This window comes from Peribacillus sp. TE19612, from assembly GCF_056279465.1.
The window spans coordinates 99,885-124,740 of sequence record NZ_JBWCCL010000005.1; the positions used below are offsets into that span (position 1 = coordinate 99,885).

Annotated in this window: 17 protein-coding genes; 3 read left to right on the forward strand and 14 right to left on the reverse strand. The window is 36.7% G+C overall.

Features of this window, described 5'->3' with window-relative positions:
- Nucleotide 1: 1 nt before the first annotated feature.
- From ACZ9AO_RS10670 to ACZ9AO_RS10720, 11 genes are all read right to left on the reverse strand, one after another.
- Complete coding sequence (locus ACZ9AO_RS10670; RefSeq protein ID WP_476109034.1) at nt 2-4,720, reverse strand: amino acid adenylation domain-containing protein; 4,719 nt, start codon at nt 4,718-4,720, stop codon at nt 2-4.
- A 26-nt stretch (nt 4,721-4,746) separates the two neighbouring features.
- Entirely contained in the window at nt 4,747-5,013 is a 267-nt protein-coding gene (locus ACZ9AO_RS10675) for a phosphopantetheine-binding protein (protein WP_476109035.1), read from the reverse strand.
- 10 nt (nt 5,014-5,023) lie between these two features.
- The gene (locus tag ACZ9AO_RS10680; protein ID WP_476109036.1) at nt 5,024-12,559 is read right to left on the reverse strand and encodes an amino acid adenylation domain-containing protein; all 7,536 of its coding nucleotides are present in this window, start codon (nt 12,557-12,559) and stop codon (nt 5,024-5,026) included.
- Nucleotides 12,560-12,571: 12 nt separating this feature from the next.
- Entirely contained in the window at nt 12,572-13,231 is a 660-nt protein-coding gene (locus ACZ9AO_RS10685; RefSeq protein ID WP_476109037.1) for a hypothetical protein, read from the reverse strand.
- Nucleotides 13,222-13,932: a 4'-phosphopantetheinyl transferase family protein gene (locus ACZ9AO_RS10690; RefSeq protein ID WP_476109038.1), complete on the reverse strand. Its 711-nt coding sequence runs from the start codon at nt 13,930-13,932 to the stop codon at nt 13,222-13,224. Before ACZ9AO_RS10690 ends, ACZ9AO_RS10685 begins: the two co-directional genes overlap by 10 nt.
- A gap of 359 nt (nt 13,933-14,291) precedes the next feature.
- A complete protein-coding gene (locus tag ACZ9AO_RS10695) occupies nt 14,292-14,579 on the reverse strand; it encodes a transposase (RefSeq protein WP_053533732.1) in 288 nt (95 codons plus the stop codon).
- A gap of 88 nt (nt 14,580-14,667) precedes the next feature.
- Entirely contained in the window at nt 14,668-16,260 is a 1,593-nt protein-coding gene (locus ACZ9AO_RS10700) for a hypothetical protein (RefSeq protein WP_476109039.1), read from the reverse strand.
- Complete coding sequence (locus ACZ9AO_RS10705) at nt 16,235-16,951, reverse strand: ABC transporter ATP-binding protein (RefSeq protein ID WP_476109040.1); 717 nt, start codon at nt 16,949-16,951, stop codon at nt 16,235-16,237. The genes ACZ9AO_RS10700 and ACZ9AO_RS10705 overlap by 26 nt, the downstream gene beginning before the upstream one ends.
- Nucleotides 16,952-17,000: 49 nt before the next feature.
- Nucleotides 17,001-17,789 (reverse strand): ABC transporter permease, encoded by a 789-nt coding sequence (locus ACZ9AO_RS10710; RefSeq protein WP_054397906.1) that lies wholly within the window; start codon nt 17,787-17,789, stop codon nt 17,001-17,003.
- Nucleotides 17,786-18,691 (reverse strand): ABC transporter ATP-binding protein, encoded by a 906-nt coding sequence (locus ACZ9AO_RS10715; RefSeq protein WP_476109041.1) that lies wholly within the window; start codon nt 18,689-18,691, stop codon nt 17,786-17,788. Before ACZ9AO_RS10715 ends, ACZ9AO_RS10710 begins: the two co-directional genes overlap by 4 nt.
- Nucleotides 18,688-18,927 (reverse strand): PLD nuclease N-terminal domain-containing protein, encoded by a 240-nt coding sequence (locus tag ACZ9AO_RS10720; RefSeq protein ID WP_034305547.1) that lies wholly within the window; start codon nt 18,925-18,927, stop codon nt 18,688-18,690. The genes ACZ9AO_RS10715 and ACZ9AO_RS10720 overlap by 4 nt, the downstream gene beginning before the upstream one ends.
- A 406-nt stretch (nt 18,928-19,333) precedes the next feature.
- Between ACZ9AO_RS10720 and ACZ9AO_RS10725 the strand changes: the two genes are divergently transcribed.
- Complete coding sequence (locus ACZ9AO_RS10725) at nt 19,334-19,879, forward strand: helix-turn-helix domain-containing protein (RefSeq protein ID WP_034305549.1); 546 nt, start codon at nt 19,334-19,336, stop codon at nt 19,877-19,879.
- A 185-nt stretch (nt 19,880-20,064) separates the two neighbouring features.
- On the opposite strand, the gene ACZ9AO_RS10730 is transcribed toward ACZ9AO_RS10725, so the two are convergent.
- Nucleotides 20,065-20,625, reverse strand: coding sequence for a thioredoxin family protein (locus ACZ9AO_RS10730; RefSeq protein ID WP_476109042.1), 561 nt, complete (start codon nt 20,623-20,625; stop codon nt 20,065-20,067).
- Between the two features lie 210 nt (nt 20,626-20,835).
- Between ACZ9AO_RS10730 and ACZ9AO_RS10735 the strand changes: the two genes are divergently transcribed.
- Nucleotides 20,836-21,687: a GRP family sugar transporter gene (locus ACZ9AO_RS10735; protein ID WP_202317469.1), complete on the forward strand. Its 852-nt coding sequence runs from the start codon at nt 20,836-20,838 to the stop codon at nt 21,685-21,687.
- Between the two features lie 18 nt (nt 21,688-21,705).
- Complete coding sequence (locus tag ACZ9AO_RS10740; protein ID WP_251541577.1) at nt 21,706-22,491, forward strand: glucose-1-dehydrogenase; 786 nt, start codon at nt 21,706-21,708, stop codon at nt 22,489-22,491.
- 143 nt (nt 22,492-22,634) lie between these two features.
- Here ACZ9AO_RS10740 and ACZ9AO_RS10745 read toward each other — a convergent pair whose 3' ends face one another.
- Nucleotides 22,635-23,987 carry an LLM class flavin-dependent oxidoreductase gene (locus tag ACZ9AO_RS10745; protein WP_476109043.1) on the reverse strand — a complete coding sequence of 451 codons (1,353 nt, stop codon included), beginning with the start codon at nt 23,985-23,987 and terminating at the stop codon, nt 22,635-22,637.
- 16 nt (nt 23,988-24,003) lie between these two features.
- Nucleotides 24,004-24,855: a MetQ/NlpA family ABC transporter substrate-binding protein gene (locus ACZ9AO_RS10750; RefSeq protein ID WP_476109131.1), complete on the reverse strand. Its 852-nt coding sequence runs from the start codon at nt 24,853-24,855 to the stop codon at nt 24,004-24,006.
- Nucleotide 24,856 lies beyond the last annotated feature (1 nt).

Below are 24,856 nucleotides of genomic sequence, written 5' to 3' on the forward strand. Positions count from 1 at the left end.
TTTATTTGTTAGAATTCAATATATGAAACAAATCTTCCTCAGTGACCATCGCATCCGGGAAATCACTTTCTATTAAAGAACCTTGGTCAAATTCAGTTCCCTTGATTTCAATGACAACATCACCAATAGCTTCCATTATTAGATTCATCTTTTCTTCGGCTAATTTTGAAATTATTTTTATGATTAGTTTTCCATCCTGGATAAATGACAGGAAATGCAGTTTTGGTTTATTTTCAAACTCACCAAAGTCCCTGCTATTGGATGATTCAAATTGAGAATCCAATCTTCCTAAGTAATTAAAAGTAACGTAGATATCCGGCTCCTGAATGACCCCAGGTCGTAAATACTTGATGACGCCATAATCAAAACCTTTATTTGGGATTTCCCTTATAGCATTCTTCGTGTTTTTTAAAGTATCTTCAAACGTCCCATCTGAATGCAGTAATATTGGATACATCGCAGTAAACCAGCCAACGGTCCTAGTAACATCGATTGTTTCATCCAACATTTCCCTGCCATGCCCTTCTACTTCCAACCAGAAGTTCTTCACTTCAAAAGATTGTTTCAAACCCTTTGCGATTAATGACAACAATACTTCCTCCACAGTCGCTTTTGATTGCTTTGATAATTCCTGGATCAAGAATTCAGTTTCTTCCTCACTGAATGATTTCTCCATCGTTCTTTCTTCTTTAGCTATAAGGTCTTCCGCTATCTTAAAATCCGTTATTTCACTTTTTGTTTTTTGTTCCCAATAACGGAGTGTTTCAAGGTCCATCAACGATTCATTGTATTTCCTCAAGAAGTTTGACCAGTCTTTGAATGATGACGTTTTATGAGCAAGCCTTCCCGTTTGATTGTTTAATACCTGATCATGGAGAGTATTGAAATCCTCAAGTAAAATCCTCCAGGAAACGGCATCAATCAATAAATGATGGATTACCCAAAAGAAGCGATACTTGTTCGGTTGTTCTTTGAAAACAAGCATTTTCATGATCGGTCCATTACTTATGTCCAATGAACCTTGAGTCTTACTTTCCCATTCATCTCTCACCCTTATTCGCGTTTCCTCATCCAAATGATGTATATCCTTATAGACTAACTCCCATGTTTTGTGTTCGGAGTCTATAATCCCGATATATTTATTGTCACGTTTTTCAAATAGGGTTAACAATCCATCATGATGTTCCACGATATGAGATAGAATTTTTTCAATGTCCTCCATTTGAGCACAGGAATCTTTACTAAAAACAATGGACTGGTTCCAATGATTGATGGAAGCAGTGTGCTCCGCAAAGAACCATTCCTGGATGGGGGTCAGTTCCACATTCCCTCTAGTGGCTATAGGTTGAATCATGACCTTATTTTCAGTTTTCGCTATCGCTGCCAGCTCTGCTACCGTTTGATTTTCAAAAATTGATTTTGGACTGATGATTATACTTTCCTGCCTTGCTAGTGAACATATTTGAATGCTCTGAATGGAATCGCCGCCAAGTTCAAAAAAGTTATCTCGGATACTTATGTCATCCAACCCTAAGACACTTTTGAATATTTGAAGAAGCACTTTCTCATTGAACGTCTCAGGTTCTTCCAATGTATTGCTTCTGGTTACGGGTACCGGAAGAAGTGCTGAATCAATTTTCCCATTTGCATTTAACGGAAATTTGACCATTTGCATAAAGAATGAAGGAATCATGTAACTTGGTAATCTCTCTTTTAAAAATGCTTTTAAGTGATCGTAATCAACTTGTTGCTTGGATGTGAAATAAGCGATTATTTGTTTATTTAAGTTGGGCTGATCCTGAACCTTAATGAATGAGTCACTTACTTGCGGATAAGCATTGAGGTTGACCAAAATCTCATCCACTTCGACACGGAAACCTCTGATTTTCACTTGATTATCTTTACGCCCCAGAAAAATCAACTCACCATCGCTCGTGAATTTTGCAAGGTCACCGCTGCGATACAAGCGCTTTCCAGCTTTAAAAGGATGTTGAATGAACTTTTCTTTTGTTAAAGCATCATTATTCACATATCCAACAGCTAACCCTTCACCACCAATATATATTTCCCCTGCAGCGCCGATTGGTACGAGTCTTTGCTCAGGATTTAATAAATAGACGTCAGTATTCAGGATGGGTTTGCCTATCGAAACTTTATTATTGGTAGTCTCATTGTTTTCATACGCTTTAAACATTTCAATCGTGGTCCATACTGAATATTCCGTTGGACCGTAGGCATTATAAAAATTTATATTTTGATAGCGATCCAGCAAGGTTATTGGACATTCAGACCCGGCTGAACCGACGAATTTCACATGGGATCCCTCTATATTGAGCTCTTGTAATACTGCGGGCGGCAATACTAGATGCGTTAACTTTTCACTTTTGATTTGATTTTCCAATGCGAGTAAATCAAACATTTCCTCCTTATTATTCCCGATATGCAGCTCTGCACCATTTAATAAGCTTCCAAAAATCTCATATATAGAAGCGTCAAAATTAAAAGTGGCAAATTGTAATACCTTTGAGGTCTCATCAAGTTGTAAGTACTTGTTTTGACTTATTATTAAATTCACTACTCCTCTATGGGATAACATGACACCTTTAGGTTTTCCTGTCGTCCCCGAAGTATAGATTATGTAAGCCAGATCGGAAGGTACAATAGATTCGTTACAGCACTCGGTAGCCATGTAATGTACGGATTCAAGATCAATCACCTTAGCTATTTTTTTAATGGCAGGAGCCTCAACTTGATTCGTAATGCATACATCCATTTTCGAATCATTGACGATATAGTCCAATCTTTCAGCCGGCAGCATAGGATCCAGCGGAACGTATGCATACCCGGCTTTAATGACTCCCAACATGCCGATTACCATATCAATCGACCTGTTTACATGCAGGCCTACCTTATTAGAACCGTTTTCGGTATGTTTTCTAACCAATTTCGCTATCACATTCGATCTTTGATCTAATTCCGAATAAGTAATGGCCTGACCATTATCAGCAACGGCTAATTTGTTTGAATGCTTCTTGACGATTCTTTTGAATATGGAGGTGATCGTCTCATTTTGATGTGCATCCGAAACCTCACCTTGCCACCCAAATAACAAATGATTCATTTGATTGTCATCTAAATACTCCAAATGACAGATAGGTATATCCGCATTTCTGCAAATTTGGAATAACCATTTTTCGAAACTCAGCATGAGTCTTTCAATTGTTTCCCGTCTGAAAAGTTCATCGGAATACTCGAATTCCAGGATTAAGTCATGTGAACCCTTCACCTTTATAGTCAGGTCATAATTTGAATAAGGAATTTCGAATTTGTCTTGTTCAAGAGTGAAGAATGCGTTGCTAAAGTTCCCATCAAAGCTTTCTTCCATTGCCAAAGCTGTTTGGAACAATGGGGAATGACTGAGATCCCTGTCTGGATTAATGATTTCAACGATTTTTTCAAATGGAAAAGCCTGATGTTCCAATACATCCAAAATCACTTTACGATTCCGGTTCAATATTTCATGAAATGATTCTGATGGATCAACGGTCAGCTTCAATGGCAGCGTATTGACAAAGCATCCAACTGTCCGGGCAAATTCTTCTTGGCCACGGTTTGCCACGGTACTCCCGACAATGATTTGATTCTTCCCGGTATACCGACTTAAAAACACTTGATAGGCGGTCATCATAAAAGCATATAAAGTCGTACCATTCTCCTTTAAAACCCTGTCAATCCATGCACGAAGTTCATTCGTTATGGCCATTTCCAGTCTTTCGCCTGAGTAAGAAGGTGATTTTGGACGTTGAAAGTCAAATGGAAGTTCTAATGCTTCTTCCTCTTGATCTAAATAACTTTCCCAAAACCTCCTTTGGCTTGGCGTACTTTCCTTGACCCACTCCTTATGCCAGACAGCATAATCTAAATATTGCATGTCCAGAGGGGGAATATCCCCAACCCTGCCTGTTTGAATTCTTTCATAAATCTCCAATAACTCTTCGAAAAAGGTGACAAACGATACTCCATCAAAAATGATATGGTGAAAATTGCATACCAAATAATGTTTTTCTTCATCAACTCGAAATAGTTTCATATTAAATAAATGATCATTTTCCAGGTCGAAGCATCTTTCCATTTCTTCAGTAAGATGGGAGGTGACCATTATATCGCTGACTTCGGGATCTAATCCCCGGCAGTCTTCATAGGCAATCATGTTTCGGCTTTTTTTTGATAAGAATTGAAGGATTTGATGTTCTTCTCCTTTGAAATTAGTTCGCAAAGTTTCATGGCGTTCAATCATGAAATCTAATGCCTGTTGCAGGTCATCAATGTCCACAACGCCATTTAAAATGAATTTAAATGGCATATTATAGAGCATTTTCCTTTCATCCAGGCTGTCGAACAGATACATTCTATCTTGATTATGAGAAAGCATTCCTTCACTTTTCCCACGTTTATAAGGCTTATTTACCTCGTCTTCCCTCATGTCGAGGAGCATGTCCAGAAAACTTGCCAGTTTTTCTATATTCCATTGACTTGAAATGATTTCCGGTGTTAATTGAATACCAAACTCCTGTTTTATCGAAGACAAAAACTCATCTTTTTTTTCATTTGTGCTTAGTGATTCATTCATGTCCTCTACTAGTGATAGTTTAAAAGGTTCAATAACAATTGAAATCAAGTTTAATAGCCTATCTTCCGTTTCACTGATCATCCTGTTCATAGAAAAACACCTCAATTCTTTTCCATTCAACTTAACTTATGCATATCGTTCAATTGTTTGATGAGTACTGATAGTTCCTTGATGGTGGATTGTTCGAACATCACTTTGATTGGTAATCTCACTCCCAGGTTATTCTTCACCATTTGAATAAATTGCATCGCTAAAAGGGAATTCCCTCCTAAGTCAAAGAAGTTGGAATCTGTATCTATTGTCTCTTGTTCTAAAATTTCTTTCCAAAATCCAATAAGTTTTTCCTCAATTAACCTTTCCTTCACCGCAATTGTTGTCTCCATATATTTCCCCTCATTTCACTTTTGATTTTTCCAGCATTTCACTTAAGATTTGATTAAATATAGAAAGTACGGATGACCTTAACTTTGGATTGACCGCTGCCTCATTAAATTTAATTTGAACACTTGAACCAGGGGTGATGATGATGACGATTGGATAATGGGTCGTTTCCCGTCCTTCTTTCAAACTAACATTGATTTCATCATTATTAGCTAGTTTCATCGGATAGTTTTCAAAAGCATATAATGATTCAAATAGTTGGTTTTCCAAATTAGCCCACTCATAAATCTCTGATAAAGGTGTATTCTCATAGGCACTTAATTCCAAAAATTCATTTTGAACCTCATCCAGTATTTCCATGTAGGTCTTTTCGTGGCTGATATGCTTGATGAACGGCACAGTGTTGATAAATGGACCAACCATTGCCTCAATATTTTGGATAGGAATATTCCTGCCGGATGTCACTACGCCGCAGCATACATTTTCCGTACCTTTTATTTCTTTCAAAGTGGCTAGCCAAATGGTTAGAAAGAAAGTATTCATGGTAATCTTGTATTCCTGACAGAATCGTTGAATGGAATCACTTAATTCTTCATCAAATACTTTCAAGTAGCTATTCTCAATGTACCCCTCGCCTTCTTGCACTCCCATTAAACTGGATCCGGAATTCCGGGCACCTTCCAATTTCCCTGCCCAATAGTCCCGCAGTTCCTTATTACTTGTATAATCTTTCATATATTCAACATACTTTTTAAATGAAGGACTCACGGATGATGATGATATTATTGAATGATAAGCAGCAAAAATATCATTAATCACCATCGAGTAACTCCAGCCATCCATAATAATATGATGGAATGTCCATATTAATTGGTATTGATTTTCCGCAAGCTTAACGATCATGAAGCGATTCAGCTTATTATTCTCGATATCTATGATCTTATATTGATCAGCTAACAACTTTTCCAACTTCTCTTGATGATCGATCATTTCTTCATATTCAATCTCGGTATCCATGGAACTCATTAACAGTTGGTAGAATACCCCTTTTCTGCTTGAATACAATTTGGTTTTTAAAATGTCATGTTTCCCTGCAGTTGTCACAATGGCATTGGTTAATTTTTCGACGTCCAGAAAACCTTTAATATCAAAAATGAGCTGCACTTTATACTGGCTGCTTTCACTATCAAACAAGCTATGGTACAACATCCCTTTTTGCAAAGCCGTCAATTCATAAATATCAACAATTCTTGTTTCTTTGTGCAAGAGTTGGTTAAGTTCCTCTTCAGGCATATCCACCAATGGAAAGTCTTCCGGACGGTACATCTGTTTTCCCCTTGTTTCTTCTTCCAATGTCCGTAACAATTCCTGCATATTATGTTGAATATATTGCTCAAAATCTTCTCTTACGAAATGTCTGTTATAGTTTATTTTTATGGTTTGCTCCTCATTCACTACAAGCAATTCGATATCGACTTCATGTTCGGTATAGGAATTATGTTGAATATCTTGTTCACTAAAAAAGGTGACCTCTTTTGCAGCCCATTCATTGTTTTGGTGAAATCTACCTAAATTATTGAAACTGATGATCGGCCTATTTTGTTTCATATGTGTCTCGCCGCATAATTCGGTTATGATCCCATACTCAATCCCTTTATTAGGCAGGGTCCTTAATTTTTTCTTTGTACCTTGAATCGTGTTCGAAATCGATTCTTTATTTTCTATATAAACCGGGCACATGGTCGTAAACCAGCCTACTGTCCTGGACAGATCGACACCTGCAAATAACTCTTCGCGACCATGTCCCTCCAAAGTAAAATGAATATCTTTTTTATTAAAATATTTCCCGATTAGCGCTGCGAAAATGGATAAGTATATTTCATCGATAGATGCTTTATACGTTTTTGTCATATCATTATAGATTTTGTTTGTAATCTCTTTATTCAGTTTCATTTCAAATGATTTTCCATCGTAAACATTTCCTGTTTTGACCAGGGCGTTTTCGTATACCGTTTCATGTTCATTCAGCCAGTACTCTTTAATGCCTAAAGGAATGCAATTTTTATATTCATTGAGGTTATTCGCCCATTCCTTATATGATGTCGTTTTATTATCCAGTTTTAGTTCCTGATTGTTTATATCTTGAATATATAGCCGGTCAAAATCTTCGATCAAGATTCTCCAGGAAACCCCATCAACAAGTAAATGATGAATGATCCAAATGATTACATGCTCGTTTTGCCCAGTATTGATGCATACTATTTTCATTAGTGGTCCGTTTGAAATGTTGATGCCCTGTTGTGCACCGATTCCGAGTCTAGCTATTTCCCGTTCCTGTTTGTCCTTATTCAGGTTTGATAGATTTACGTAATTCAAAGTCCAATTTTCAGACGGGCCGATTTGCTTTTCCACCTGCGAAAATGATTCTTCTCTATTGAACCTTGATCTGAGCCCATCATGATGTCTGACGATATGGGCCATGATTCTTTGCAGCCGTTTCTCATTCAATTGCGGGTAGCCCTTTAACGTTACAGATTGATTCCAATGATTAAAATTATTTATTTGTTGAGTGAAAAACCAACTTTGAATAGGTGTAAATGGTGCCTTTCCAAAAACATCAGACTGATTTATCGTTACATCGCCCGTCAATTCCACAACCTTTGCCAGCTCTTCGATACTTTGTTTTTCAAAGATGTTTTTTGATGTGATGAGAAGATTTTCTTTCTTGGCAAGTGAACAAATTTGAATGCTTAGGATGGAATCTCCCCCACATTCGAAAAAGTTATCAAAGATGGTTATTTCCTGATTATTCAGCACCTCTTTCCATATCTTTAACAATTTTTGTTCCGTTCCATTCATGACACTTTTGCTGTTAGTTCCTTCCGGGTTCGTTTTTGTATCCGGCAAGCTCTTCGCATCCACCTTGCCGTTAACGGTTAGCGGAAAGGACTCCATTTTAATGAAATAAGAAGGAATCATATAATGGGGAAGATGATTCTTCATATAATCCCGGATATAATTTTCTTCAAGGTCATTGTCGGAGATATAATAGGCCATGATGAATTTCTTCGATTTAGATTCATCTTTTATCGCTATAAAGCAATCCTTTATACCAGGGCATTTATTTAGAACTGCACTGACCTCCCCAAGTTCGATACGATATCCGCGTATTTTCACTTGGTCATCAGCCCTGCCTGCAAAGAGTAGATTTCCATCTTCGGCATACTTAACCAAATCTCCAGTTTTATATAGTTTCCTTGAGGGATTGAACGGATTTTGAATGAAACTTTCATCGTTTTTCCCCGGATTATTTTTATATCCCCTTGCAATGCCTTTCCCGCCGATATACAGCTCGCCTATTTGACCTTTAGGAACAGGCTTCATCCTGGAATTGAACACGTATGCTTCTGCATTTAAGATTGGCTTTCCAATCGGAATCACTGTATCATCACTTGGAAGTACCTTATATGCTGTCGCAACGACCGTGCCCTCCGTTGGACCATAATTATTATATAAATCAAAGCTCAAACGCTCGGGTATCGTTTTTAAACGATCTCCCCCTGTCAAAATAGCTCTGATTGATTCTGGAAATTTCATATCGTTAATAAATAATTGCTCGAGCAGCCCCGTTGAAAAAAACGCGAGTGTTACCTTCTCCTTTTCCATCTTCTCCGAAAGGATCTCTACATCCAATAAATCATAGTAATCCAGTATCAGGAGTTTATTCCCATTCGTCAAATAAGGGAATATCTCCCAAACGGAAGCGTCAAAAGATGTATTCGAAACCAGTACTGCTGCATCCTTTCCATCTACTGAATAATAATTGATATGCCAATTACAGAGGTTGGCCAACCCTCCATGTTCAATCATGACCCCTTTAGGTTTTCCCGTTGTTCCTGAAGTGTAGATGATATAGGCCAGATCACTTTCCGATATCTTTCTTGAATGGAATTCTGAGCACTCCATTTCCCGTTCTTTTAGTATGTCTTCGATACATAATAGTTTTCCTTCTTCACCGGGATACTTTGGAAGTCCTTCTTCATTACTTAAGCAATATGTGATTTGAGAATCCTCAATCATATGTTTCAGCCGTGACTCTGGCTGTGACGGGTCCAAAGGCACATATGCCGCCCCAACTTTCATAATGGCTAAAATGGCCGTAACCATATTGATCGATCGATCCATAAAAATCCCAATTCTATCCTCTACACCTACATGATTTAGGAATAAGCGTTGTGCCACCTGATTTGCCCGGGCATTTAACTCGCTATACGTCACCTGATCATCACCATGAACAATGGCAACATCATTGAAATTTGTACTCACTTTATTCTCAAACCTGGTTATTACATCTTCAAAACGATGATCTTCCACTTCTTGAGTTACATTGCCTGTCCCCATTTCGATTAATGATCGCAACTGTGCAGGCTCTAAGTAGGTAATGTCCTTTATCCGCTTGCTTGCCTTGGTTGTAATCTCTAACAGCCAATGCTGAAAATTACTAGCCATTCTTTGAATCGTCGTTTTATTGAATAATGAGTTGTTGAATTCAAATGAAATGACTAATTCATCCTCATCCATTTCTTCTGCCTGAACAACCAAATCAAATTTAGCTTTAAAGGTATTGATTTTTCTCGGTTTTAACTTGAAATTCCTATATGCCAGCTTTTCTTTTTGGTTATTTTGCAGGACGAATACTGTATCGAACAATGGCGTATTTTCCATGGTTCTTTCTGCCGATAAATATTTCAAAATCTCCTTAGTAGGTAAATTTTGATGGTCAAAAACACCTGCAATTTTTTTTATGTTTTTTCGCAAAATCCCTTCAAATGAATCTTCCTGGGATACATGTAATTTAAAGGGCAAGGTGTTAACGAAATATCCTATCAATTGTTCAGTATCCACATGGTTTCTCTTCGCCAAAGGGCTGCCGACGACAACTTGCTCTTCATCAAAGTAAACCGATAAAAAGGTTTGATAGGCGGTAAGTAAACTCATGAACAAAGTCGATTTCGTTTTTTTATGAAGGCTTTCCAGGTTTTCTTTAATTTCTTTAGGTAACAAAAAGCTGATAATATCGGACTCGCTTTTACCTTCTCCGTTTTTTTGATGATCATATTGTAAAAAAGACTTTTGCCGTAATGCCGCTATTTCATTGATCCAGAACTCATTATCCTTACCTGTTACATAATTTGGTGAGTTTTTTTGCCATAAAGCATAATCTCCATATTGGATTGCTTGGTTATCTCTATCATTTCGGTCGCCATTCTCGATTTCCTCATAAATGGAAAACCAATCATTGATCATTATTGGAATCGACCAACCATCAAAAATAATATGGTGGATGTTACATAATAATTGATATTCACTTTCATTCTTCTTCACTAACGTAATTGATAGGAGGGGACCATTTTCTAAATCAAATTGCCGTTCCGCTTCTTCCTTCACGAAGTGATTCACTTTTTCTTCCTGCATGTCTAAAGGAAGATCCGAAACATCGAAATAATTAATAACATGATGAATCGACTCATCGAAAACCAAGATGCCCATTCCAGCTTCTTCCCTAATGACACTTTTTAAAATTTGATGTTTATTGCTTAGCTTATTTAACGATAATCCCAGGTTTCCTTCATTCACTTCACCTGCTATTTCATACGAAAAAACGATGTTATATAATGATTTGTCCACATTGGTTTGATGAATGAACCACAAATTTTCTTGCTCATATGTTAAAGGGTATGTATTTCTGGCATTGATATGGATAGGTGTATAATCTTGCTTTACCTCTTCTTTTTGACGAGCTTCTATGACTTCGGATAATTTCATAATCGTATCGTTTTCCAATAAAACGGAAGGAGCAATTTCAATCTGAAATTGATTTTTAATATTGACAATCAATCTCATTATCGATAATGAGTTCATTCCACTTTCAAGTAGCGACTGATTATTTTTTATAACCCCATTGCCTATGATGCTAACAACCAATTCCCTTACTTTTTCACTTATAGTTTCATCTGCTGGACTCTTGATATTCGGTGTAGCTTCACAGTCTTTTATTATGAATTTTGGTAATAATGATTTATCCAGTTTTCCATTTACAGTTAGGGGGATGTTGTCCACCTTGATAAAAAAGCTTGGTATCATATACGCTGGCAATGAGCTTTTTACACTTTCCCTCAAATAATCAGCAGCTAATTCTTCATCAGAAACATAGTATAAAAATAAATGCATATCATCGTTAAACGCTTTATCCATCGTAACAACTGCATTCTTGATGTTTTGCAATTCATTATACGCGCTCTCAATTTCCCCTAATTCAATCCTGAAACCTCTTAGCTGCACTTGCTCATCATTCCTGGAGATATATTGCAGATCACCATCATCCAACAGTTTCACTACATCCCCTGACTTATAGTAGCGGACATTATCAATATCCGTAAATTTCACCTCATTCATCATCGGATTTTTATAGTAGCCAAGCGATACACCTTTTCCTGAAACGTATAACTCGCCCTCTTCATCTCCAGTTACTTCTTGTCCATTTTGATTCATCACTTTGAATCCAAGATGAGGCAGGACTTTTCCGATATTGGTCATTCCTTTTTCCACATCACTATTGGCGATTTCTTTGTATGTTACATGAACGGTAGTTTCCGTTATTCCATACATATTTATTAGCTTTGGCAGCCTGCCATTTACGGGAGAAAACCACTGCGTCAATTTCTTGAAGTTTAATGCTTCCCCTCCAAAAATAATGTATTTTAAACTTAATTCATTTTGACGATTTAGGAGCTCACCACTCACTTCGAAGAAAGCGCTTGGCGTACAATTAAAAACGGTTGTTTGTGTATTTATCAATAATTCAACAAAGGATATTGGATTTCTGCTTTCTTCAAATGAAACCACTACAACTTCTCCGCCATATATCCAAGCCCCCCACATCTCCCAGACGGAGAAATCAAATGCGTAGGAATGGAAAAATGTCCATTTATCTTTATTAGTAAATTCGAACAAATCGTCGCAGCTATAAAACAAGTTCATGACATTTTCATGTGAAACGCAAACTCCTTTAGGTTTTCCTGTAGAGCCCGATGTGAAAATGATATAGGCTGGATCCTCTGGGTCAATTAAAGTATGTAGATTCTCACCTGTCATTTCTTTTGAATTCTCTATCACTTCATCAACGGATACATAATTACAATCAATGTCGCTAATCCGGCTTTTATCCCCAATTAATAACTTCAATTCTGAATTCTTTATTATATGCTTTACTCTTTCATCAGGACTTTTAGGGTCGATAGGTACATAAGTAACACCCGATTTAAGCAGGGCTATGATCAAAAATAAAACATGCTCGGATTTTTCAATATAGATTCCGACATTGTCTCCTTTATTTATCCCTTTGTCCTTTATGTACATTGCCATTTTATTCGCCAAGATATTCGTTTCGTTATATGTAAATTGCATATCCTTATTTCTTACTGCAATATTGTCTCCATATTGCCTAACACTTTCTTCAAATAAATTCGCTAAAGAATTCATATTCATCATTTTCCCCCATTATTTTAAATATGTGCCTGATGCAACTGTCAACATATGAAAAACCAAAGAAACCAAAGCGATTACAATCGTTATGATCCATGCGTTTCTTCTCTTAATGAGCGCCAATTTTTCGAGACTATAGCTGAATAGAATTAAACTGACAATGTAAAACAACTCAAACTCGGCCATGAATGTGTGAAGAATGGAATTTTTATCATGCACCAGTACGGATAAACTAGTGAATGTCGTTTCCTTGCTCTTTACCAATAATGCGATGATTGCATTAACACCAGATCCAATCACGATGCATATCCCTGCATTTATGACAGCTTGGCAAATCCCTTTTATATTTACCGGCCTTTCTTTTAAAACTAAAAATAATAGGCACACAATTAATATTTGAATGATGAATGTAACCAATAATCCAAGTGCTCCCATTACAATTGTGTTAATGGCAAAACTCGTTGCCCCGATCTCTGAAATGGACATGCCATTTAATACGTTCATCCCTTTTTGATCTGCAGAATATAACAAAAGCGTCGTTTCGACACCTGCTATTAAACTGAGTATCAATAACGAAATGATTAACTTGTGAACTCTTTCCTCTTTTTTAAAAAGATATTGTACTAATCTGTTATTGTTTTTTAATTCAGCATTCGCTTCCATTTTCAATTCCATTGGTATTCCCCCTCAATTATTTTCGTAGAATTTATCGGAAAGGTAACACTCCTTATTTCATCATTCACGAGTACAACCGTTGATTTATATTGGGTAAAATTTTTATAGAAAAGTGAGATGCTATCTTGATCCATATCAACCTTGGAAATTTCATAGATTTCAAGTGGAGAGGTCAATCCTGTTTTTAGTATCTTTGATAGACTTTCTTTTGCACTAAAGAAAACTTCTTTACTTAAAACACCATCGCTTTCCTTAATCATTTTTTTCTCGGATTCCGTTAAGTAGGTTTCCAAAAATTCAGAATCGGATTTCGTTTTAGTCTCAATATCGATTCCCATTGGATGCAGTTGATCAAAAAGCAATATTCCGAATGTTTTATCCGTATGTGTGATGGATATACCTATGTTCATTAATAAGAACAAGCTTGTAATAATGACCGGCTGTCCAAAGACTCCTTTCAACAGGGATACATTCTTTATTTCATCCAAACCAATACCTAAAAACTCCATAATTGCTTTTTTTCCAAAGTACAAACTTTTCTTTGCTTCGATGGATCTTTTGGGACCATTTTGCAAATTTAGATAATTCCATTCTTTTTCGTTGAAAATATCATCAATATAGTTCAAATTGACTGAATCCGCTTCATAAAACTTGATATAAGATTTATAAATTTTTTTCTTATTCATAAAATATTCAATCAATTATAATTTCCCTCCCCTCTTTTTTCTAGAAATCCTGCATTTTTTCTCCATTTTTTCCCTCTAAAATTTCTTTTTTAAAACAATTATTTCATTTTCCGGGTTAAATATTACCTATTATCATTATCGATAACACTTTATCACAACAATTTTGCCGAGTCCATTAAAAATTTGTAAATTATCTACATTACATAATAACTTTACCAATTTTTATTATTTTTCTTATTTAGTAGTATTTTCATAGGACTTATCGTGTGTATTTAGAATAAAAAAAGCAACTTGAAATTTTCAAATTAAAAAAGCCATATTTTATTTTTCACTATAATTTGTGAAAAATAAAATATGGCTTTAATACTGTTCAATCATTTTGGTTGTTTAATAAAAATGTGCATGGCCTTTTTTAATATCTCATTCTCTTCCTGTAGATCTTTAATTATTTTATCCTTTTCCTCTTTCAGACTGAGCCCTGAAAAACCATTACTGGAGTCCGCCGAGCCAACTTCATTTGTTTCTTTATAGATATTGATCCAATTTCTTAATGTAGGTATGGATATATTAAGTTCTTCGGCCAATTCTCTAGGCTTTCTGCCTTCTTCCAATACTAATCGAGCAGCATAAATTTTAAAATCTTTATCATGGTGCTTCCCCATAATAAGACACTCCTTTTTTAAATTTATTTAGTGCCGATTTTCTGTACTTCCTTTATCAAACGAAAATGTTTTTTTAATATAAAGACTTTCATAAATTTAATTTCAATCTATTAATCAAAATGGAATTGATCGCTATTGCGATCACTAAAATCATTAGCGCTCCGATCAGGGGTTGGACACTGAACCAAACCAAGCCAAAATGAATCGCTGTTACCAAGATTAATAATGGCAATCCATAAAGCAGGCTTATTAATACGTTGGGGTTGGATTTAATTGCAGCAGATGGGTTCTCCCATTCTATACTAGGATTTTTCATATCATATAATGGTGTTAGAAGATTATAGCAAACCACTAGACAAGAAGTGATTAATAACATGACTGCATTTTCCATTTCCCAATAGCCAAATAGGGCAAATATCAAAAAGCTGATCACTACGGCTATAATACTGATTATTGATGAAAATATCACTTTAGAAAAATAAACATATTTTTCATCAAACGGGACGCTTTTCAGTAAATAATGATATTTACCTTCTCTTGAATATGGGGTTCCGCTTATATTATTTATACAACACAAGAAGAGGACCGAATAGGAAAAATATTTATCAAAGACTCCCTCTTTCGTTATATTCAAATAATTCGGGAACACTTCATTCTGAATCAGCAATAACATGACAAGTGAAAAGATCGGAGGCAAAAGAAGACCTAAAGCGATTTGCATCTTAAAATATGCTTCTGACTTAATGATCCATATCTCTCTTTGTAAATAGTTACTCCATTGATTTTTTGATATATTAACCTTTGAGTTTTTCACATTCGTTTTGTTGTTTCCCAATATCCCGTTTTTAAAGTAATGAACAGAAATGTTCTCTATAATCATTGAATACAAAAGGAAACCAATTGCCAGTATCGAAATATAAATAATAAAAAATTGAACGGTTATTTCATTTGATACAAAAGCATCCAGTATCCATTTAATCACTGGAATCATATTTGCGGTTTCAAATATATGTCTCATCAACAATTCCAACGAGTTTTTTAGCCCTTCAAAAGAATTCAAATCTATTTCCGAGATGACCTTTGAAATGGCAACTGATGATTTTCCTGCAAAATATACAATGGAAATAATCGTAAGCGTTAGGATGATAGCTATGTTAACCATTAAGTATGCTACTTTACTTTTGAATCTATAATAATGCCTATTCATGCACGATAGGATAAAAAGCAGGAACAAAGCCGTTAAACCATTGACAATTGGTAAAAACGTGATTAATTTAATCGCTTCGATAAACTTTAGATCGACTATCAAGAAGCCTAATGTTGGCACCTGGATCATCATTGATAAGATGATCGGGACCCATAAGCTACTTAACACTTTGGCCCTTGATATTTCCTTATAGGTGAGTGGCAAAGGTGCCAATACTTTAAATTCTTCATAAGAAAATATTTGTGATGTGGACAAATAGCAAATCAACGCAAAGACGAGAATGCTGGAAATCGTTAAATTATAAAATAGGAAGACCTGGGTATCTCCAAGAAAATAAACAACGGCGTTAACGACAGTCAGCTGCATAAACATATAAAAAACGGCTATTATCAGGACAGCCTGCAACATTGTCTGCTTGGGCATTTTATAGAAGGAAGAAACGAAAAATCTAGTTAACTGAAGTTTTTCCTTCATATACCTGAGCCTCCATAAAGGTAGATTCTAATGAACTTTCACCTATTATATTTTGTATCTCATCATGCAGGATGATTTTTCCCTCTTTTAAAATAGCCACTGTATTACAAATTTTCTCCGCCACATCCAGCAGATGCGTCGAGAAAAACACTGTACCGCCCATTTCAACATATTGTTTGATTAACCCCTTAAAAACTAAAACGGCGTTTGGATCTAATCCGTTCAATGGTTCATCCATAATGATGATCGGGGGATTAATGGTAAAAGCCGCTATCAGGGATACCTTATGCATCATTCCATAAGAATAACTTCCCATTGGCTTTTTAATGGACTCCTGCATCCCAAACCGATTGATATATTTCCCCAACCGTTCTTTGTCATCATTTCCATATAGGTTCATCAAGAAACGAATCCAATCAAATCCCGAAACATTGTTAAACACATTGATAGTATCAGGAATGAAGAAAAATTGTTTTTTATATTCAATGCCGTCTTCTTTGGTCAGGCCATTTATTTCAACCTTTCCATTTTCTGAATCTAAAATGCCTGTAATAATGTTCAGCGTCGTGGTTTTCCCTGCACCATTTGCTCCTATAAAACCTAAGGTTTCCCCTTTTTTGATTTCTAGATTTACACCATTCAAAATCTTCTTGGCCGTGTAGCTTTTCTCCAAATCTGTGATGCTTAACAAAGTTATCATCCTCCCATCTCTTCATGATTAACACATTTCCATCCCCAACTTATTCATTATTGAACTTCTTTTTAGAAATCCATATGTTCGTTATCAATATCGTTACTGCCGTCCATGCAAGGGCAGCTAATGCACCCCAAACCGCCTGTGAATTGACTGTGCCTAAAATCAGTACTTCCATGGCATGCTTACTCATGCTTGCCGGATTCACATTGTCTATTACCGGACTTAATCCAACTATGATTCTACAGCCGAGGAGAAATACTATCGAAATTAATGCAATGATACCCTGGCTATTAAAAATGGTACTGATCATCGTCGTGAATGAAACGATAAATAGGATCCACAGCAGATAGAACAGTAAAGCCACTATTAAATCCCCAAAATCAACACTCGTAAACAAAAAAACTACATACAGATATGAAACCAAATATCCCAATGCCACACTGCAGGCAACAAACAGGTAATTGGAAATGATTTTCCCGCTTATATAAGATCCAACCGTCACAGGCCTTGTAAGTATGAAAGCAAGCATCCCATTTGCTTTATCGGATTGAACGACTCCCATCATTGAAACGATGATGATCATGACCCCTAGCTGATCAAATTGAGACCCTAAAGTACTGGCAAGAACTTCGCCGCCTTTTTGGGCAGCCATGCTTGGATCAATGGTGATCCCTTGGCCCCCGCCCAATGCCTCTAATATTGAAGGTAAATAATAGCTTACAACTGGTTGAGTTATTCCTAAAAATATAAATACAAGCGGCAGCCAAATCACTTTAAATTCACGTACCATCTGAACAAATTCCTTTTTAGCTAAAACGGCAAAATTATTCATTTTTCCACCACCAATTTTAAGAATATCTCTTCCAATGTATCGTTATCTATTTCGAACCTGACAAGATCAACATTATGCTCCAAAGCATTGGCCAGTAACATATTCTTGTTTGACTCAATATCTTCCACTTCTATCTTCAATTTATTTCCCACTACCTCTACACCTTTGACGAAGTTCAAGCTTTTAACGTTTTCAATCCATTTTTGACTTTTAGAGGTTATGTCGACATTGATTTTATTTCCGCTATTCCTACTCAATAATTCTGACATCGTTGTGTCCTCAATTTTTTTACCGCTTTTTATAATGACAAACCTCTCACATATTTCTTCTGCATCGCTTAATATATGCGTCGATAATAAAATTGTCGTATCTTTCTTTATCTCTTTTATGATATTCAACACTTCTCTCCGGCCGATGGGATCTAATGCCGAAACCGGTTCATCCATGACAATCAATGCCGGTTTATGTAACAGCGCCTGTGCAATACCAAGCCTTTGTTTCATTCCGCCCGAAAAAGTCCGTACCTTTGAATTCTCTTCCCCGCTCAACCCCACTTTCGACAATATCTCTGGGATGCCGTTTAATAATTCTTCCCTCTTGATACCCGAAAGCTGCCCCATGAAAGTAAGGGTTTCTTTGGCGGTCATCCATTGAAAGAAGTTAGGATATTGTGGTAAGTAGCCTATTTCCTTTTTCATTTTTGAAATTTTCTTACCGTCAAGCAATACTTCTCCCATACTTGGATCTATAATATCTGCAATCACTTTTATCAGTGTCGATTTACCAGCCCCATTTGGCCCAATCAATCCAACACATTCCCCTGATTGCAATTCCATTGAAAAATTATTGACTGCTGTTTTTTCTTTAAATTTTTTTGTAACATTTTTAATTTCTAATTTCATATTCTTTCACTGTCCTTTCTACCGATAACGAAGTACAGAATTGGACCGATAGTATTTGCAAAAATAATGATGAGTGTCCACAATAAAACATTTTTCCTCGTCTTTCGATTTCTGTATAAATCAATTAATGCTATAAGCACTAAAATCATTCCAATTGCAATTACCGGTAAAATGATCGGCAGAATAGACATGAAATCAATATCTTTCAATTCGTTCCATCCATAATGCAATTCCATATATACCACTCCTTTGGTAACGAAATATTATTATCATTATCGATAATGATAACATCTAATTTGGAATTTTGCACCTATTTTTTTTCTTAATAAAATATTGTTTTAGTTTTTATTGTTATTTATAATGATAATATTATCATAATGAATAATAATAAAAATATAGCGATATTTATTAACTTTCATTAAATGTAGACATTTTTTAAAAAAATTAAAATAATTAAAAAATACTTATTATTTACTTCGAAAAAATATTTCGGTACTATTATTTTTCGAACCGTGTCATTTTTATTTAAATGACAATGATTCAAACATTACAATATATGACGAATTAAACTTATTATTCATGGCCAACAGGAAAGTTCACTAAAAATTATCCAGTTATAATTTCCAATGTGAGGAGAATAAGATGATTAATAAAGCTGAAATTTTAATGCACCCAGTAAGAATAAAGATTACCCAAGCTTTAATGAGAAATAGGGAAAATGGTTTAACACCATTAGAAATGTTAAAAATCATTAAAGATGTACCCCAAGCAACATTATATAGACATATACAGGTTCTTTTGGATTCAGGGGTCATTCGCATAGTAAAAGAGAAAAAAGTGAGGTCCGTTTCCGAAAAATATTACGTTTTAAATGAAGAAGAAGCACGACTTAGCGGGGAAGAATGGAAAAAATCCTCTAATGAAAAAAAGGTGAACTATTTTTCTTATTATCAATTATCCCTTATGACCCAATATCAAAACTATCTTACTAAATTGGAAGAAAGAGACTGCGCAGAAGATGGTTCAACCTTTTCCCTTTTAGAACTAAAGCTTGATGATGAAAGCTTCCTTAACTTCCAAAATGAATTGAACGATCTAATGTTAAAATACTACAAAGCAACGAATCAAAGTGCGAAACAAGACTCTCCTATTCGAACAATCGGCGTTACAATTATTCCAGAATCATAAAAAATGAAAAGGCTGTTCCAAAACCTTGGACTCAAAAACGAATATTATAGAAAAAACCGTTAGGAAACATATCTATATATTCACCAACCAGTCAGGTTGCAGTCCAGGTTTTGAAACAGCCCTATAAATTCCATAATGGGCTTACCACCCGTTATGGGACATGACTAAAAGTGATGCACCCGCAATCAGCAGCTCCCCAATGTTTCCTTTATACTGCCGTATACTTCGTCCCACAGGTGTTTTTCTTCAGCAAAAGCCGCAGTTATCTTTTTTATAACTGCTTTTTGCTCTGCCTCGAAACGCTCATCATCCTTGGCAGGCAGGTCAGACCTTAACTCCATTACGAACTCTTGTACCTTTGGTGCACGAGGTCCCCAAACAGCCTTTTCTTCACCATCCTTATCAATGAATATAAAAATGGGAATCGAACGCGCTGTTCCATTCGTTAAATATTGATCCATCAGTTCAAGATTTTGATCTCGTAAAATCATGCGAGTTTCGATATTTGCCGCTTCAGATATATTCAGCAGTATAGGAATATTCATCATCGCGTCTCCGCACCAGTCTTCAGTAATGACAATAACTCGAAGTGCCTTCTTCTTTAATGTATCAAAAAACTCTTGGTCCTCTGCAGAAATGGAAAAACCTTGCTGGATCGATTGTAAGTTTTCTTTATGAACTTTCATCGAAGATACAAATTCTTGAGCAGGAATTCCCTTTTCAAACCATTCATTCAGTGTCTTCATCGTATTTCTCCTAACTATTTTTTAAATTAAAAGTACCATAAACCACTTATTATTTCATTGTTTCCACTCAGAAGAATAAAATGACAAATTGGTAAATTAAAACCATGTTTTCTTTCCCGTGTAAAGGGAAAACTATACATACACTCAATAGCTTACTAACTATTTTATATTGATAGAAACATTGTTTTCTAGTTTAGGAGATGAAATTTTGTGGAAGGCTTTCTCTTTGCGCTACTCCCTGCATTGACATGGGGCAGCTTAGTGCTTGTTTCCGAAAAACTCGGAGGCAACTCTTATAATCAAACACTTGGCATTACAATCGGTTCATTACTGTTCGCCATCATGATGACTTTCATCAATCCGCCGGAATGGAGCAGTCTAGTATGGATTGTCGGCATCATTTCCGGGATAGGCTGGGCATTCGGGCAGTTATTTCAATTCAATAGCGTCAAGGAAATCGGGGTATCGAAAACCGTTCCAATCTCAACAGGACTGCAAATTCTAGGAAATACATTTTTTGCGGTTATCATTTTCAGGGAATGGAATGACAAGATGACAATCATCATCGGCATTGTTGCAATCATCTGTTTGATTACAGGTGTCTTGCTGACAAGCTATGGCGATGGTGATAACAAAAAAGAAGGAAGCATGAAAAAAGGGGTTTTTTACCTTGCCATTTCTACGGTGGGTTATGTTACATATGTCATCGTCGTCAGATGGAATGAGGTTGACGGATGGTCGGCGATCCTGCCGCAAGCAATTGGCATGTTCCTGGCTGCCTTGCTCCTTTCCATCAAACATAAACCGTTTAATAAGTATGCCGGACGAAATATTCTTACCGGAATGATGTGGGCTGTCGGTAATATCGGTCTCCTGCTCGCTAATCCTAAAGTGGGCGTGGCCATCGCATTCTCATTTTCCCAAATGGGAATCGTCATTTCCACTTTAGGCGGTATCTTTCTTTTAGGGGAGAAAAAATCCAAAAAGCAAATGGCCTTTGTCATCATCGGGTGTGTACTCGTAATTGCTGGCGGGATCATGATTGGCTTTACAAAAGAATAATCAAAGGAGAGCTGAATGATGTATGAAGATTTAGAGAAAAAAGTGGTCGTGATCACTGGCGCGGCAAAAGGATTAGGAAAAGCCATGGCCGAAAGGTTCGGTAAAGAAAAAGCACATGTAGTATTAAATTATCACACTGAAAATGGCGACCATAAAGAAATCATCAAAATGATTGAAGCTGCAGGCGGGAAAGCCGCAGCCATTCAAGGTGACGTTTCAAAGGAAGCGGATGTGAAGAAATTGCTTTCTTTCGCTGTGGACACCTTTGGTACAATCGACATCATGATTAACAATGCTGGTATTGAAAATGAAGTGCCCAGCGAAAAATTGACTCTTGAAGATTGGCAGAAAGTCATCGATGTAAATCTAACGGGGATGTTCCTGGCAAGCAGGGAAGCAATCAGTTATATGCTCGATCATGGCATTAAGGGCAATATCATTAACATGTCTTCCGTTCATGACCGGATACCTTGGCCTCATTTTGTCCACTATGCAGCAAGTAAGGGCGGAGTCAAGATGATGACAGAAACCCTTGCACTTGAATATGCTCCTAAAGGGATTCGCATTAATAATATTTCACCTGGTGCAATCGACACACCCATCAATGCCGAAAAATTCAATGACCCGAAAGCTAAACAAGAAGTCATCAACCTGATACCGATGGGATACATCGGAAAACCGGAACAAATTGCCGCTTGTGCAGCTTGGCTCGCTTCCGCTGAATCGAGCTATGTAACGGGCTTGACCTTATATGCTGATGGCGGAATGACCAAATATCCAGGTTTCCAAGCAGGAAAAGGCTGAACTTAACTTGTTAGTTTTAGTAGCGGTTGATATTTAGGAGAAAAGAATTTGAGGGACTAGGATTTCTTCTCCTATGTCCCTCATTCCTTTGTACTCCCATTATATATGACTTTAATGATTCTAATGAAAATGCGAGATATCCCTTATTCCAAATAATTTGATATTTCTTCATTAGCAAAGCGATTTTTTGGATTCTTTAATCCAAGGTGATCACGGAGAGTGTCTCCTTCATAGTCCAAACGGAACAAACCCCTCTCCTGTAAAATGGGAACAACCTTCTCGACGAAATCCTCTAAGTCGCCTGGTAACAGTGGAAATTGAAGCATAAAGCCATCTGCAGCTTTTTCAGTAAACCATACCTCCATTTCATCAGCTACTTGAGTTGGTGTACCGACAAATCTATCTCGTCTGGCAGGACTGAAAAATCTCGCATATAATTCACCCACTTTTATGTCTTCTTCACCAATAATTTTCTTCATTTCATTAAAGTTACTTTGTATGCTATTTACTAATGGAAATTCAACATCCTTCGCTGGTGTATCTAAAGAATATTTTGAAAAATCCACGTTGCCCATATAACCAGAAACGAATTTCAAACTCTCATAAGGGTCGACGAGACTTTGGAGTTTATTGTATTTTTGAATGGCTATTTCCTCGGTTTCTCCGATAATAGGGGAAATGCCGTGAAGGATGTGGAGCTCTTCCACGCTTCTTCCAAAGGCCATTAAAGACGATTTTAATTCTTGATAATATCGTTTGGATTCTTCAATGTTATCCCAATGTGTGAAAACGACTTCGGCTGTTCGAGCGGCTAATCGCTGCCCTGGTATAGACGCACCCGCTTGAATGATAACCGGCTGCCCCTGCGCCGAACGTGCAATATTCAACGGACCTTTTACCGAAAAATAGTTACCTTTATACCGAAGCTCATGCACTTTATCAGGATCAAAAAATTGTCCCGTTTCTTTGTTATGCACAAACGCATCATCTTCCCACGAATCCCATAATCCTTGGACAACGTCGATGAACTCCTCCGCTCGTTCATAACGATGATCGTGTGCCAAATGTTTATCACGACTGAAATTCAAGGCCGTCTCTCCGGTCGCATCAGCTGTAGTAACAACATTCCATCCCACCCGTCCGCCGCTTATATGGTCAACAGAAGCAAATTGGCGAGCGAGTACATATGGTTCACTATACGTTGTAGAAGCTGTCGCCCCAATGCCGATTTTTTCTGTCGCTGCAGCTAATGCTGTAATTAGTACAATCGGATCAAATCGATTAAGTATTTGAGGATGCGATTCATGATTAATGGCCAAACTATCTGCCATAAAGGCAAGGTCAAATTTCCCTTTTTCTGCAATTTTCGAGAGTCTTTGCAAAGCTTTCACATCAATACTTGCATTCGGATTTGATGTCGGATGCCGCCACGACGCAACATGCATACCTGTTCCAATCAGATAAGCAGCTAACTTCATCTGTCTGTCTTGAGCCATTCTAATCTCTCCTTCCTTATTTATTAGAATAAATCTCCTTATAACTGCTCAATTCTTTCAAGGTAATGAATGTTGGAATATAGTTTCCATTGTAAGTTTCTTCAATAAATTTAGCCGTTTTCTCTGATTGATAGAGAGCAACTAATTTTCGGTAAATTTCATTGTCTTGATCTTCACTCCTAGCCGCTATGATATTAATATAAGGCTTTGCAGTACTGCTTTCATAAATAAGAGCATCTTTTAAATTTAGTCCCGCTTCTACCGCAACTCCATTATTAATCACTGAACCAGCTGTATCTTCCATCACACGCGGGGCACTGGCACCATCGACAGGAACAATTTTGATTTTCTTCGGATTTTCCTTTATTTTGTCCTGTCCGCCATTCCCGTCAAAGTCATCCACAACCTTTAAGAGTTTTGCTTCTTGTAATAGCAATAAAGCTCTTCCCCAGTTAGCTTGGTCATTGGGCACAGCAATTTGTGCACCATTTGGGATCTCTTCCACCGATTTATATTTGCTTGAATACAAACCGAGAGGAGCAATAATTGTAGTCCCAATTGGAACGATGTCTGTATTATTGTTCGCATTAAATGAATCTAAATAGGCAACATGTTGAAAGGCGTTGATATCAATATCCCCTTCTGCCAGCGCTTCGTTCGGATCATATGCCGAAGAGAAATTAACAAGTTCAATTTCCACCCCTTCTTTTTCAGCCTGTTCCTTTAAAAATTCCCATGTTCGAAGTTCAGAATTTCTAATCCCTACCTTCACTTTCGTTTGTTTCCCTCCTGCATTCGTGGAATCACTTGAGCAACCTGCCAATAACACCCCCAAGATAAGCAGTATAGGTAAAATACATTTTTTCATC